Source organism: uncultured Ellagibacter sp., from assembly GCF_934636505.1.
Lineage (GTDB): Bacteria > Actinomycetota > Coriobacteriia > Coriobacteriales > Eggerthellaceae > Ellagibacter.
The window spans coordinates 1-14,064 of record NZ_CAKUAL010000009.1; the positions used below are offsets into that span (position 1 = coordinate 1).

General features: G+C 59.7%; 13 protein-coding genes and 1 riboswitch. Of the genes, 8 read left to right on the forward strand and 5 right to left on the reverse strand.

Annotation, left to right across the window (positions count from 1 at the left end):
- Positions 1–364: 364 nt before the first annotated feature.
- Positions 365–901, forward strand: coding sequence for a rubrerythrin (rbr, locus tag Q0G18_RS02020; RefSeq protein WP_297149055.1), 537 nt, complete (start codon positions 365–367; stop codon positions 899–901).
- Positions 902–1,208: 307 nt separating this feature from the next.
- On the opposite strand, the gene Q0G18_RS02025 is transcribed toward rbr, so the two are convergent.
- Positions 1,209–2,219 carry a DMT family transporter gene (locus Q0G18_RS02025; RefSeq protein WP_297149057.1) on the reverse strand — a complete coding sequence of 337 codons (1,011 nt, stop codon included), beginning with the start codon at positions 2,217–2,219 and terminating at the stop codon, positions 1,209–1,211.
- Between the two features lie 510 nt (positions 2,220–2,729).
- Positions 2,730–2,845: riboswitch (TPP riboswitch) on the forward strand.
- 77 nt (positions 2,846–2,922) lie between these two features.
- Here Q0G18_RS02025 and thiM point away from each other — a divergent pair.
- The 4 genes from thiM (at position 2,923) to Q0G18_RS02045 (ending at position 5,253) form a co-directional block, all read left to right on the forward strand.
- Positions 2,923–3,762, forward strand: a complete 840-nt coding sequence (thiM, locus tag Q0G18_RS02030) for a hydroxyethylthiazole kinase (RefSeq protein ID WP_297149059.1) — start codon at positions 2,923–2,925, stop codon at positions 3,760–3,762.
- Position 3,763: 1 nt separating this feature from the next.
- Positions 3,764–4,177: a thiamine-binding protein gene (locus Q0G18_RS02035; RefSeq protein ID WP_297149061.1), complete on the forward strand. Its 414-nt coding sequence runs from the start codon at positions 3,764–3,766 to the stop codon at positions 4,175–4,177.
- Positions 4,174–4,878, forward strand: a complete 705-nt coding sequence (locus Q0G18_RS02040) for a thiamine phosphate synthase (RefSeq protein WP_297149063.1) — start codon at positions 4,174–4,176, stop codon at positions 4,876–4,878. Before Q0G18_RS02035 ends, Q0G18_RS02040 begins: the two co-directional genes overlap by 4 nt.
- Before the next feature lie 102 nt (positions 4,879–4,980).
- A complete protein-coding gene (locus Q0G18_RS02045; protein ID WP_297149064.1) occupies positions 4,981–5,253 on the forward strand; it encodes a hypothetical protein in 273 nt (90 codons plus the stop codon).
- A gap of 164 nt (positions 5,254–5,417) precedes the next feature.
- On the opposite strand, the gene Q0G18_RS02050 is transcribed toward Q0G18_RS02045, so the two are convergent.
- Positions 5,418–6,629 (reverse strand): ATP-binding protein, encoded by a 1,212-nt coding sequence (locus Q0G18_RS02050; protein ID WP_297149065.1) that lies wholly within the window; start codon positions 6,627–6,629, stop codon positions 5,418–5,420.
- 178 nt (positions 6,630–6,807) lie between these two features.
- Between Q0G18_RS02050 and Q0G18_RS02055 the strand changes: the two genes are divergently transcribed.
- Positions 6,808–7,266, forward strand: coding sequence for a hypothetical protein (locus tag Q0G18_RS02055; protein WP_297149067.1), 459 nt, complete (start codon positions 6,808–6,810; stop codon positions 7,264–7,266).
- 15 nt (positions 7,267–7,281) lie between these two features.
- Here the strand turns inward: Q0G18_RS02055 and Q0G18_RS02060 are convergent, their stop codons facing one another.
- A complete protein-coding gene (locus tag Q0G18_RS02060) occupies positions 7,282–8,193 on the reverse strand; it encodes a DMT family transporter (protein WP_297149069.1) in 912 nt (303 codons plus the stop codon).
- 264 nt (positions 8,194–8,457) lie between these two features.
- On the opposite strand from Q0G18_RS02060, the gene Q0G18_RS02065 reads away from it, so the two are divergent.
- Both Q0G18_RS02065 and Q0G18_RS02070 read left to right on the forward strand, forming a co-directional pair.
- Positions 8,458–9,489 carry a uroporphyrinogen decarboxylase family protein gene (locus tag Q0G18_RS02065; protein WP_276998700.1) on the forward strand — a complete coding sequence of 344 codons (1,032 nt, stop codon included), beginning with the start codon at positions 8,458–8,460 and terminating at the stop codon, positions 9,487–9,489.
- A gap of 62 nt (positions 9,490–9,551) precedes the next feature.
- The gene (locus tag Q0G18_RS02070; RefSeq protein WP_297149073.1) at positions 9,552–10,832 is read left to right on the forward strand and encodes an L-serine ammonia-lyase, iron-sulfur-dependent, subunit alpha; all 1,281 of its coding nucleotides are present in this window, start codon (positions 9,552–9,554) and stop codon (positions 10,830–10,832) included.
- Positions 10,833–10,996: 164 nt separating this feature from the next.
- On the opposite strand, the gene Q0G18_RS02075 is transcribed toward Q0G18_RS02070, so the two are convergent.
- Positions 10,997–12,805, reverse strand: coding sequence for a M3 family oligoendopeptidase (locus Q0G18_RS02075; protein WP_297149075.1), 1,809 nt, complete (start codon positions 12,803–12,805; stop codon positions 10,997–10,999).
- A complete protein-coding gene (locus Q0G18_RS02080) occupies positions 12,802–14,025 on the reverse strand; it encodes a M20/M25/M40 family metallo-hydrolase (protein ID WP_297149077.1) in 1,224 nt (407 codons plus the stop codon). The genes Q0G18_RS02075 and Q0G18_RS02080 overlap by 4 nt, the downstream gene beginning before the upstream one ends.
- Positions 14,026–14,064 lie beyond the last annotated feature (39 nt).

Here is a 14,064-nt window from a genome sequence, read left to right on the forward strand (position 1 = left end):
CTTGATGAGACGATCGAGGAGTTCCCCGTCGCTCTCCAGGCCTCTGTCGAAGCCATTTGCGACCAGGGATTTGAACTTGCTGAGGAAATGGGCGACCGCATCAAAAAGGATTTCCTGAAACGCAGGGAGCTGATGGCTTAACGTCGGGCACTCTCTTCGCTGTCAGGGACCCTGTTCGGTCGTGCGTCTCGCTCAATCGGTCGACTGCTCGCAAGATGCAGGAACCTCCCCAGCGATTTCCCTGCCAGGGTCTTCCCATAGCACCTAGTAAAACCTACCAATTCGTATTGGGGCGGTGTACCATTTGCCGTATACGCCACGGGCGATGGGCCCACGGCTGGAAATCCAAGAAGGGGGATTCAACATGTCCAAATACGCTGGAACCCAAACTGAGAAAAACCTGCAGGCTGCGTTCGCCGGCGAGTCGCAGGCGACCAATAAATACACGTACTTCGCGTCGGTCGCGAAGAAGGAAGGTTACGAGCAGATCGCCGAAATCTTCCGCAAGACTTCGGCGAACGAGCAATATCACGCCAAGATGTGGTTCCGCGAGCTTGAAGGCATTGGCAACACGGCGGAAAACCTTGCCGCTGCGGCCGACGGCGAGAACTACGAGTGGACCGACATGTACGACGAGTTCGCCAAGACGGCTGAAGAAGAGGGCTTCCCCGAGCTCGCCGAAAAGTTCCGTCAGGTTGGTGCCATCGAGAAGCACCACGAAGAGCGTTACCGCGCACTGCTGCACAACGTTGAAACCGCTGCTGTGTTCGAGAAGAGCGAGGTCAAGGTGTGGGAATGCCGTAATTGCGGCCACATCGTCGTAGGCACGAAGGCTCCAGATGTGTGCCCCGTCTGCAACCATCCGCAGGCATACTTCGAAATTTCGGCTGAAAACTTCTAAGCCGAAATCGATCTCGAAAGCCAATATCAAGCATCGTAAGAAAGCCGCCCTCGGGCGGCTTTCTTGATGGGATTTCCAGCCACTTGGAACCTATTCGCATAGCTGGAAATGATAGACCTCACTACCGTTCTATTTGAGGAATAGTTCGCTGAATATTTACGAGGTCCCTGCTGTTTTTGAAAACTATCGTCAATCTTTTGCAGGCAGCAGTAAAGGGGGCAAGGACTGGGTGATTGGTCTCACTCCCGAGCGGGACAGGGGGTCGGGTGCTTGCCTCGCTCCCAGCAAGCCCATGCAACACACGTCGCTAATCAGTCGGGAGCGGCGTCGTCGTCGAGCGCTTCCCGAGGCGAACCTGCGCGATGCAAACTCCGGCGAGGATGATCGCCACGCCAAGCCATTCAACAGCGGAAATCGACTCCCCGAGCAAAAGCATGGCAAGAAGAAGCCCCGCTGGCAGCTCGGCCGACGTCATGATGGTCGACATGCCGGGCGTCAGGTGCGGCGTCCCCAAGCCGAAAAGCAGAACCGGCAGCGTCATGCCGAACAGCCCGCACACGAACGCATACGGGGCGAAGCCGTCGAGCAGCGCGCCGGAGATGATGAAGTCGGGGCACACCACATGCGACGCGATGACCACGCCCGCGCACACGATCATCCCGCGCTGCTCGTTTGAGCAGGGGGCCTGCACTCTTCCGGAAAACGTCACGAAGCACGCGCAGCTAATGGCCGCGCAGAAGCCGCACACAAGCCCCAGCGGATCGTAGCCCGCGATTCCCGTTTTATAGACACCGCTCGCGAACACGGTCCCGACAACGACGACCGCAGCCGCGATGACCTGGGAGAGCGCAGGCGGCTTGCGCGTCAAGATGATCTGGAGCACCGTGCCGATCCAGGTGAACTGGAACAAAAGCGTGAGCGCCACCGAAACAGGCAGAACGCTCATCGCATAGCAATAGAGTATCGAGGTGCAGCAGGTGATGGATCCCAGCCCCATGAGCGAAAGTGCCGAGCGGGTACCGACGCGCTGCCAGCGTTTTCCGCGCGCCATCGACACCGCGAAGGCTATTGCAAATAGGATGAGGCCGAACCATCCTTGACCTGCAACGACTTGGTTTGAAGTGAAACCCGCAGCGTAAGAAAGCTTGTAGGAAGTCGCCATGAAGCCATAACTCGCGCCGCCGAGAAACACCTCGAGCGTCGCGATCGCGCGCACTTTGGTCGCTTCGCTTGGGGTCACCTTGCGTGGGGCAATCTCGCTTGGGGCAGTCGCGTTCGCCACCGACATCGCGGCGGGCATGTCGTTCGTTTTCACCATGAGCTCCTTTTGCACATCGGCGCCCGAGGAGCGAGAAGAAAAACCACGCAACCGAGCGTTCGGTTACGTGGCGAAAAGTGACGCGCCGCGAGGCCAGGGGAGAAGACGGCGATTTCGTCGCCGCCCCTTCAAGGAAGAAGCCCTCTCGCCGCGCACGCCCAAAAAGTCCACGTGAGGTTTTAGCGAAAGAGATGATACCAGGTTGCAAACGCAAAAGCGAGAAGAGGCCTCGCGGGCGGAGGCGGGGAGACGAGCAGCGAGCGGAAACCAAGCAGCAGGGACCGAAAGTGGGGCAGGGTCCTCGCAGGCGGAAAACGAGGACGGAAAACAATCAGACGCCTCGCGGGCGGCGGACACAAGGCGGCTCGAAGCGGAAACCGCGCACGGCTTTCGGGAATCTCCCGGACAGCAGGCAGACGAAGCAACCCCGCCGCGACGCTGCCTGAGAGATAGCCGTCGCCCGACATGTACGCGCGCAGTGGCCAACTTAGGTGTACCATTGCCCCAGCAAGTTCGATGCAGGGGTGCCCATCGTGCGACAAACGCGCGGTTGGCTGAGAGGGCGCAAGCCTAACCCTTTGAACCTGTCAGTTAGTGCTGGCGTAGGGAGCATCTCAGGTTCTATCTGGGGCGCCCGCTTATGCTGGCGTCCCATTTTTATGCCACGCTCCGCAGATGGAGCGGGTCCTTGAAAGGAATGCGCATGATTGAGATGAACCAGTTGCAAAGCGGAATCGTAGAAGCGGCGAGCAAGGTGCGCGCCAACAATCCCATGGCGGGGTCGATCACCAACAGCGTGACCATCGACTTCGTGGCGAACGCGCAGCTCGCCGTTGGCGGCTCCGCTGCCATGGTGTACCTGCCCGACGAGGGCGAATGCCTCGTCGCCGCGGGCGGTGCAGTCTACATCAACATGGGGACGCTGCTTCCCGTATACGAGGAGACGCTTCCCCGCACTGCCGCAGCAGCGCACGCAGCGGGCAAGCCCTGGGTGCTCGACCCGGTCGGCATCGGCATCGGCAGCCTGCGCACCGAACTTCTGCGCGGATTCAAGCCCTACAAGCCCGCGATTGTGCGCGGCAATGCCTCCGAGATCATTGCGCTTGCGGGCCTTTGGGATTTGGAAGGCGACGCGAGCGAGCTTTCCCGCGCCCGCGGCGTCGACACTACCGACACGGTGGCGGCCGCTCGCGACGCAGCCGTGGCCCTTGCGCGCTACACGGGCGGCGCGGTGGCCGTCTCGGGCGAGTCAGACCTGGTCACCGATGGGTCGACCGTGGCATATTCCACGGGAGGAAGCGCTCTTATGGGCAAGGTGACGGGCTTCGGATGCTCCCTCGGCGGCGTAGCCGCGGTCTATGCCACGCAAGCCGATCCCTTCACCGCGGCGCTTGCCGCCGTCGCACACTACAACGTTGCAGGAACGCGCGCGGCAGCTGCGGCGGATGCGCCCGCGAGCTTCAAGGTCGCCTTCATCGACGAGCTCTACCGCGCGACGCCCGACGACATCGCGAACAATCCGCTGCGCGTCGAGGAGGCCTAGGATGAACACGCTCATCGCCGTGGCAATCGCACCCTTCGGCGTAGGAGACGAGTTGTCCTCCGAGGTCGCGGAGGTCGTGAAGGTCATCCGCGAGTCGGGCCTTCCGAACAGGACCTATTCCATGTTCACCGAGATTGAGGGCGAATGGGACGAGGTCATGCGCGTCGTGCGCGACGCGACGTTCGTGCTTGCCGAGAAGGGCATTCGAACCGAGGTCATCCTGAAGGCAGACGTGCGCCCCGGCTTCTCCCACATGATGGACGAGAAGGTGGCGCGCGTGAACGCCCTTTTGGATAGCGAGGGACCGAAGGAAGCAAACGACGCGGACGGCGAAGGTGTCAAGCGGAACGCGAACAACAGCGACAACCCGGACGACAAGCTTACCGCCGACGAAAGCAAGGAGGCACGCGCATGAGCATGAGGGATACGCTCGATATTTCATCCTACCTGGTTATTGGCCCGGAGAACACGTGCGGGCGTCCCGTAGGCGATGTCATCTCAGCCGCGCTTGCAGCCGGGTTCACCTGCGTGCAGGTGCGCTCGAAGGTGTGCTCGGCGCGCGAGCTCATGGCCTGCGCCGACGAGGCGGCCCGCGCCATCGAGCGCGCGGGTGTGAGCGAGAAGGTCGCGCTGCTCATCGACGACAGGCTTGACGTGGCCTTCGCCGCGCGGGAGGCGGGCGTGAAGGTCGATGGCGTGCACGTCGGGCAGTCCGACGTTCCTGTCGAGGCGTGCCGCAAGCTCCTCGGCCCCGATGCGGTCGTGGGACTTTCCGCACGCGCGGACGAGATGCTTGAGTACGTGAAGACCGCGGACATGAGCCTTGTGGACTACCTGGGCGTCGGGCCCCTTCACGAAACGCCCACCAAGCGCGACTGCGGACTCGCAGCCGACGGCACCATCATCACGAAAAGCATCGATGACCTGCGCGAACTCGCCGTCGCAAGCCCCGTTCCCATCGTAGTCGGCGGGGGAGTGAAGGTAGCCGACATCCCCCTTGTGGCGCAAACGGGCACGGACGGGTTCTTCGTCGTGTCCGCCGTCTGCGGCGCAAGCGATCCAGAGGCGGCGGCACGCGAGCTGGTGTGCGCGTGGCGGGAAGCGAAGGCGAGCTGAGTCAGCCGCAAAGCACCCGCAAGGGTATAATGGGCGAAGCCGATGTTGTGTCGGCTTCTAATCAGCAGCAACGCGCAACGCAGCGCACGAAAGGGGCACGCGATGACTTACATGGTTCGCATCAAGGAATTCCATGGCACGGATGCGGTGTACACCTACACGTTCGACAACCTCAACGATGCCCTCGCACGCGTATCCCGCTTCCTCACGCCGGGCAACCTGTTCGATGAGCGCATCGAGGTCGACCCGACCGGCTTCAAGGAGACCATCCGCATCGAGACCATCCAGGTGTGGCTGGGCGAGGCCAACGAGGAAGGCACCGAAATCGCGAAGGATTTGGGCTACTGGAAATTCAAGTCCAAACTCGGGGAATAGCCTCTGGCAGCCCTCGGGACCACACCGACTCTCCCGAGGGCTGCCAAAATAGCTCGCCGCATGAACCGCAATAAGAAGCGGCAGGCTTCTCTTTTTGCTGCGCCTCCCTCAAGAAAAGCAAAATGCCCGCCTGTCTCCAAGCGAGCATTTCACGACCCCATCGTTTAGTACTCGGAGCTTAACAGGAAATCCGCTATGTGCATCGTCTTGATGCCTTCGTAGTTCCCTCCCGTAAACTCATCCGTCGTGAGAACATACTTGGGATAGTTGTCGTGAATCTCCAGCAAGCGATCGCATTCCCGTTTTTCAGTTTTCGGAGAACGAAGCTCCTGCGTCACCTGCACATAGATCTTTTCATTTTGCCGAACTGCCACAAAGTCGATTTCTCCGCTACCGAATTTGCCGACATGGACGGTATATCCTCTGCGACAAAGCTCCAGGTACACGACATTCTCAAGGCTGGATGCCACGCTGTCGGCGTTGTAGCCGAGAACGCTGTATCGCAGGGCAGTATCCGCAAGATAGAACTTTTCCTGCGTTTTCAGGATTTCCTTGCCCTGCAAGTCAAAGCGGGAGCAGCGGTGAAGCAGGTACGCGTTTTCCAGTTTCTCCAAGTAGTTATAAACCGTTTCGTTATCGAGCGAACGGTGTTCCGCCTTCAGATAATCCGAAATGGATTTCGCCGAAAAAGTATTGCCGATATTGTTAAAGGTGTATTTGACCACACGCTCAAGCTGGTCAATTTTTCTCACCTGATTGCGTTTCACGATATCCGAGAAAACCGTGGAATTGTAAATGTCCCGCACGATGGTGTAGACCTCATCCTGAGAATATGCCTGCAAGTGTGTTGCCGGGAAACCGCCCAAACGCACATAGTTCGCAAGCTCGGCTTTCGGCTCTCCGACTTCGGCATATTGGCGTTTAAACATCAGGTACTCGCCAAAAGACAAGGTGAATATGCGAAAAGACACATACCGTCCCGTCAGATAGGTCGAAATCTCGGAAGACATCATGCGGGAATTCGATCCTGTCACATACAGGTCCACATCGAAGTCCGATGCCAGCGAATTGACGACTCTTTCCCAGCCCTTGATTTCCTGCACTTCGTCGAGAAACAGGTATGTCTTTTCCCCTGGCAAAAGGCGCTCTTTCAGCTCTGCATACATCTGCTTCGCCGTCATACCCTCATATTCCATCGAGTCATAGCGGCAACTGACGATGCGCTCCTCTGGGATATTCCGCTGCGTTTTCAGCTGTTCCATAATCATTTTCAGAATTGTCGACTTTCCGCAGCGGCGTACTCCTGTAAGGATTTTTACAAATGGCGAGTCAACATAAGACATAATCTTATCTACATATAAAGGTCTGTAAATCATCCCGACCACCTCCATTTGCAGCTAATATACCGCAAATTTCTTTGACAATCATTAGTTTTGCGGTTTCAAACCGCAAAACTTTACGAAAATATTTATTGTTGCGGATTGGTCGTCAAGAAACGAGGGTTAATCACCTTCACTCAGTTTTACAGCCATCAGCTTGTCGGATTCCGCGTTCTTGAAGCTTATTGGCGAACAAAGCAAGCCGCTGCATATTCCGTACTGGCCCATGACCTTCAGTACGCTCAATCAAATCGGTCAACCTCCGCAAACACAAATTGAGTTGCATGCGATAATGGAAAGCCAGACGGGAAAAGCAGGCACGGAGGTAATCGTGGGAAGCAAGAAGCGATCGGCGCGGGCACGCGAAGTGGCTGATTTCAAATCGCAGCTCGAAAATGGCCTTGGGGGATTGGACGACCTGTTCGCAAACGAGGAGCGGCGCGAACAAAAGCGAGAAGCCGATCATGATGCAGCAATGCGCTGGAAGTCTTGCGAGAAGAAAAACCGCTACGCGACCAGGGACGAAGCCGAAGAAGCGCGCAAATGGTGCGAGGATCGCGGGACGCGCGGCCTTGAAATCTATCGCTGCGAATACTGTGGCGGGTGGCACTTGACGTCGCACCCCTTCGAATAGCGAGGAGGAGGCCCCTTAGCGCTCCGATAGGACGAGGCCTGTCACGGTAAGCGCCACGCCAAGCACGATTTGCCAGGTGAGAGGCTCGGCGAGCACAATGACGGACGCGACCACCGTCACCACGGGCGTGAGGTAAAGGTAAGCGCTCACGTTCACAACGCCGACGATCGACGCCGCCTTGTTCCACATGACATAGCAGGTGGCAGACGCGATCAGCCCCAAAAACAGCAGATTGCCCAGCATGACAGGGTCGAGAAGCCCCGCAAGACCCGCGCCCTCGGCTCCCTGGCCAAAGCCCATCACCGGCAAAAACGGCAGCATGAACACGAGGCCCCACGCAAACGTGCGCTTCGTCGTGGCCACCGTCGAGAGGCCCAGCTTCGCGATACGCTTGCCGATGGTCGAATAGACTGCCCAGGCCAGCGCCGCGAACACAGCGAGCAGGCAACCCGCAAGCCCCGCGTCACCTGCGGCAGCGCCCGTGAAGCTGATGAGCGCGATGCCCGATATCGCCATCACGAAGCCCGCGAAGAACTTCACGCCGACGCGCTCCTCGCGCGTGACGAACGTGGCAATGAGCGCGATGAACAGAGGCGCGATGGCGACGATCACGCCGACGTTCGAGGCGCTCGTCATAGTGAGCGCGATGTTCTCCATAAGGAAGTACAACGTCACGCCCGTTGCACCCGCTAGCGCGAACAGCGCCTCAACGCGCGCGCCCATGAAGGGGGTCACGCGGTGGTGGATGACGCACAGCGCGAGAAAGCCCAGCGAGAAGCGCAAAAAGAGAATCTCTATCGGGGTGACGACGGTGAGCGGCACCTTTGTCGACACGAACGTAATGCCCCAGACGAACACGGTGAGGAAGGCAAGGATATGGCCTTTGGCGCGGCCTCGCGCGTTTAGGGAGAGTATCGCTTCTTGCATAGCTTTCGAAAGGGTCCTTACCACTCGTGAATCGTTCGTCTGCGGCATTATAGCAAGTCAGGCGCAGCGCAAACACGATGCAGCGACAGTCGGCGGAGCGAAATCGGGAAACCCTCGAAGGAGGCACTTTCCCGAAGGTAACCCCTATTGTTTCCGGCAATTGAATTATCCCAAACCCGTCGCTTTATAAGCGGAAATGAAATATGATGAAAGGTGTGACCGTTATTCATATCGGTTTTCAGGATATCGCGGGAAGGGGCATTGATGCCAACTGGATTCGAACTGATCAAACAGCAAGTCGAGACGAAGAAGCTCGGGGAAGAGCTCCCTATCGTAGGATGGTTCCATTTCCCCTTGGCAGACCCTGTCGCCGACGATTTCTATGCTGAGACCGTCAACACGGCAACCGCTGGACATTGGGATCTCATCAAGATTATGACCTGCGGAAACTATATGCCCGTCGCATATGGCGCCGACTATGAGTTCTCCACGAACCCGCAGAAGTGGGACGGCGTCTTCCATTCTCATCCTATCACCTCGGCCGAGGACGCCGGCAAGCTCGGAGTACTCGACGCGACGAACGACACGCTCGCCGCCGAGGTCGCCGTCGACGGACGCATCGTCGACACCTACAAGGGCGAAAAGCCGGTACTCGCGACGCTGTTCGACCCGCTGTCATGGGTACAGGAGCTGTCCACGCCGATGAACCCCGACTGGACTCTCGAGCTCATGCGCTCCGACCCGAAAGCGCTCACGCACGCGCTCGAGGCGCTGCAGGAGACCAACGACCACTTCCTCGATGCGCTTATCGACAAGGGCATCGACGGCATCTTCATGACCACGAAGTTCTCCCGCTCGACGCTGATCACCCCCGAGGAGCACCGCGAGTTTGTCGTGCCCTACCTTGAGCACATGGCGAAAAAGCTCAAGGGCCGCACCTGGTTCTCCATGCTGCATGTCCACGGCGATGAGGGCCTCTACATGGACGACCTCATCGACCTTGACTACCAGGCGTTCAACTGGGAATGCTGCGGCACCGCCCCGAACCTGACGAGCGTCGCCGACATGCGCAGGAAGACAGACAAGGTTCTCATCACCGGTTTCGACCAGAACCACGACTTCTACGGCACACCTGAGCAGGTCAAGCGCCGCCTGGCAACCCGTCTCGAGGACACGCTCGCGCAAAACGACGGCGGAGCGCTCATCTTCGGGCCTGGCTGCACGCTCCCGCTCGACGTCGACCGCTCGCTGTTCTCCCTCATCTACGAGGTGGTTCACGAGGCTGGACTGCGCTAACCTCGCATTCGCGCGCCAAGGACAAGCCCATACAAGCGAGCAGCAAGAAGGAAACAGCCGTCATGAACGAAAGAACCTACAAAGCGTACGTGCAGATTCTCGAAGACGAGCTCATCGTCGCGACAGGCTGCACGGAGCCTATCGCCATCGCCTTTGCGTCGGCGAAGGCGGCACAGGTGCTCGGCAGCGAGCCCGAGCGCATCTCCATCTCTGTCAGCGGAAACATCATCAAGAACGTCCATAGCGTCACCGTTCCGAACACAGGCGGACAGCACGGCGTGAAAACCGCGGTCGCGGCCGGCATCGCCGCGGGCGACGCCGACAAGGGGCTCGACGTGCTCTCCAGCCTCGATGACGACGGGCGCGCCTACATGACCCGCTACCTGGAAGAGCACGAGATCCGAGTCGAGTTCGCCGACACGAGCGAGCCGTTCTACATCGACGTGCGCATGTTCGGCGGCAATGGCGGGTCGGCGCGCGTCGTCATGGCGAAGAATCACACGAACGTGGTTCTCGTCGAACGCGACGGCGAGATTCTCCAGGACACGCGCACCGAAGACCCAAGCGATGGGGAAAACGCGCTGACCGAGCTCCTCAACGTTGCCGACATCATCGAATTCGCCGACACCGTCAACTTGGCCGACGTGGAAGAGATGCTCAGCCGCCAGGCGGAATACAACTACGCCATCTCGTGCGAGGGGCTCAAAAACGACTGGGGTGGGCGCGTCGGCAAGCTCTACGCATCCGACGCCTACCCCGATGACCTGCTCACGCAGGCAAAGGCCGCAGCAGCAGCCGGCAGCGACGCGCGCATGGGCGGATGCCCCATGCCGGTCGTTATCGTATCGGGCAGCGGCAACCAGGGCATCACGGCCTCGGTTCCCATCGTGGTCTACGCCCGCGCGCTCGACATCCCGCGCGAGAAGATGCTTCGCGCGCTTGCCGTGTCCGATCTGATCAGCATCTACCAGAAGTCGGGTATCGGATGCTTGTCCGCATTCTGCGGAGCCGTGAGCGCAGGCACCGGCGCTGCATGCGGCATCGCCTATCTTCTCGGCGGGCGCATGGAGGAAATCGAGCACACGATCGTCAACTCGCTCGGAACCGTGTCGGGCATGGTCTGTGACGGTGCGAAGCCTTCCTGTGCCGCTAAGATCGCAATGGCCATCGAGTCGGGCGTGTTCGGGTATCGCCTGTTCAAGAATGGAAACGAGTTCTACGCGGGCGACGGAATCGTCACCATGGGCGTCGACGAGACCATCCGCAACGTAAGCCGCATGGCCCGCGAGGGCATGAGGGAGACCGATCGCGAGATCTTGAGCATCATGATCGACTCCGAGTAGCCGATTAATAGTTCGGAGCCGCCGAGCTGCAGGTTTCAGAAAGCGATTCGCGACCTACAAGCCCAGACGGCCCCAGCTGCAACAAAAGCGGAACAGCAATGCAATGCGCCCTCAGAGGGAGCCCTGCCGAACGCGGGGAACAACCCTCCGAGGGCGCTTCTCTTTTACTCGGTGAGCGCCAGGAACTCGGCGACCTGGGCCTCGATCACCTCAAAGCTGCTCTCCCAGAACTCGCGTGTCGTCACGTCAACGCCGGCAACGGCTGTCGCCCCCTCGACCGTATCGGTCGTCGTGGCGCTCAAGAACGCCTTATAGCACTCGACAAACGACGGGCCCACTTCCTGGTAGCGCGCATACAGCCCGTGCGCAAGCAGCAGGCCGAACGTGTAGGGGAAGTTGTAGTAGCTGAGCGTCGTCATGTAGTAGTGCACCTTGTTCACCCACATGTAAGGGTGAAGTGCCTCGGCGTCGAGGGCGGTCCCGTACGCCTTCTTCTGGGCATCCTCCATCAAGCGGCAAAGATCCTCAGCGACGAGGTACTTCTCGGCGCGCTGTTCGAAGACGGACTTCTCGAAAAGGAAGCGCGAGAAGATATCGCATACCGTCTGAGCAACATCCGAGAGCCTCGCGTCCAAAAGCGCGATGCGCTCCTCGGTCGTCTTCGCCTCCTCGATAGCGGCGCTCATAAGCATAAGCTCGTCGAAGTTCGAGGCCGTCTCGGCGACAGGCATGGTATAGCACCTGTTCAGCGGTCGTTTCGTTTCAATCTGCTGCCCATGGAAGGCGTGCCCGAGCTCGTGTGCGATCGTGTCGACCGCGCGCAGCGTGCCGTCGAAGTTGGTGAGCACACGGCTCTGACGCTGGTTTGAGAGGTTGCGGCAGAAGGCGCCGCCGCTCTTTCCTGGGCGAGGGTCGAAGTCGATCCAACGCTCGTCGAAGGCTCGCTCGATAAGCTCGCCGAGTTCGGAAGAGAAGCTTCCCAGATGCTTGACCAGGTACGCGCGCGCCGATTCGATGGTAAACGAGGGCGCATCGGACGACTCGCTCACGACCGGGGCGAAGAAGTCCCACCACGGAAGGCCGTTTTCGTGCCCAAGGATCTCCGCTTTGCGCTTGAGGTAGGCTTGAAGCGTCGGCAAATGCTCCGACACGACCTCCCACAGCACATCGAGCGTCTCGCTTCTCATCCGCGACTGGAAGAGCGCCATATCGAGCGGGGAAGAGAACCCGCGCATCTCCGACTGCAGAATGACCTGCTCTTTGATGCCGTTAAGTGACGCGGCAACACCGACCGAGATGGCTTTCGAGCACTCGATTTCGGCATCGAAAGCCTTCTTGCGCGTCTCCGCGTCGGTCGAGCGGGCGAGGTTGCGCAGCTCGGTGAGCGTGAGCTCCTTCCCATCGAGCTGTGCGGTCGCGAAACCGACCAGACTCGACCTGAGGTCAATCCATGCGTCTCCCGCGCACCCCTGCATGCGGGCGAAAACGTCCTCCGCATCGGAGCTTCCCTGATGAGCACCTTCAAGCCTCATCTGCCCAATCACGAAGCGATAGTCAGCGAGAAGGGGAGACGCGGCGAAATCGTCCTCGGTGAGCTCAAGGCCCGCCGTGCAGCGACGGACGAAGAGGCTCGGGCGCGCCATCTTCCCGTAGCCCTTGCGCAGGACGGCCATCGCCGAGAGGGCCTGCTTGTCGCCCGCGTCGACGGCGCTACGCAGATAGGTGAACTCGTGAAGGTCCTTGCCGATCAGCCACAGCTCCTCTTCGCGCTTAAGGAATTCGCAGAGCACCTCGACGTTAAAGGTTCGCTCGCCGCGCTCGATCGGTTCAAGCGTCGCAATATACTCATCGATGAGCTGGGAAAACTTCTCGCAGTCTTTCACATACGCCTCGTCATCGAAGCCTTTGTAGAGCGCATCGAGGCTCCACTGACGCGAGGTATCCGCATTCGAGTTGCAATTCGTTGAAGTCATCGGCTCATCCTCTCCTCGATTAGCGTCTTGAAGAAGTCGACCCCGAAGGGCAGGGCAGCGCAATCGATGTTCTCATCGATTCCGTGGATGGTCGCGGTTTGCTCCGCCGAGAAGACCATCGGCGTGAAGCGGATGCAACACGGCGCGACCTCGGTGAAATGTTTGGTGTCGGTTCCGCCCGAGAGCAGGACCGCACGCGGCTCAGCTTCGGGATATACCGAAGAAATAGCACGTTTCACCTGGGCATATGCATGCCCGTTCGTATCCGAGACGGGACTGGGCGGCGTACTCTTGCCAAGCGTCACCTCGACATCGTGGCGCTTGGCAATGGTCTCGAGGGTCTCGCAGGCCGATTCCGCCGTCCGACCAGGGGCCAGGCGCACGTCGCACACCGCCCACGCCTCGCGCGGGACGACGTTGGGCACGCTCGATGCACCCGCCATGGTGAACGCGACGGTGGTGCCCGACGTATCGAGAAGGTCGGGGCGCGCATCGCCCTCGAACAGGTTCGCGGCATCGACTTCGGCCATGAACGCACCCAAGCGCACAAGCGGCGTGTTCTTGCCAACGTTCATGGCGTGGCCGCCCGGCCCGAAAGCACTGCACTTGAAGATAGCCTGGCCTTTCTCGGCCACGGCAACCTGCGCGATGAGCGAGCCGTCCTCGCCGCGGACGACGCAGGGGCCCTCGTCGACGAGCAGGTCGATGTCGACCTGCTGCTCTTTCAGGTAGCTTGGCACAAGGTCGTTGCCGCCGATTTCCTCGCAGTCGCTCGAGGCGATGTAAACATCGAAGGCAGGGGAAAAGCCCGCCTCGATAAGCTCCTCAAGAGCCTGCAGGATGCACAGGAGATTGCCCTTGATATCAAGTGCACCACGCCCCCAAACACGACCATCGGCAATTTCCCCGCCAAAGGGCTCATGGGTCCAAGGGCCCTCGGCATCGACGACGTCCTGGTGACTCATAAGGAGCAGGGCAGGCTGTTTTTCCTCGTCAGCGCTCGCAGAGCGCCAGCGAAAGAGCAGGCTTCCCCCATCGTCTCCGAACATCTTGAGCTCGCACCGTTCGAAAACGGCGGGGAACAGCTCTTCAAGGAGAGCATGAAAAACCTCGAAGGACTGCGCGTTGCCCGGCTCCTGAACCGTCCTCACGCGAATCATGCGCGCAAGCTTCTCGGCATAAGCGCGCTCTCGCGCCGACCGCTCGTCACATTCCATCATTCGATTGCCTCCTTCAGCAATACCGCTTCAACGAAAAGA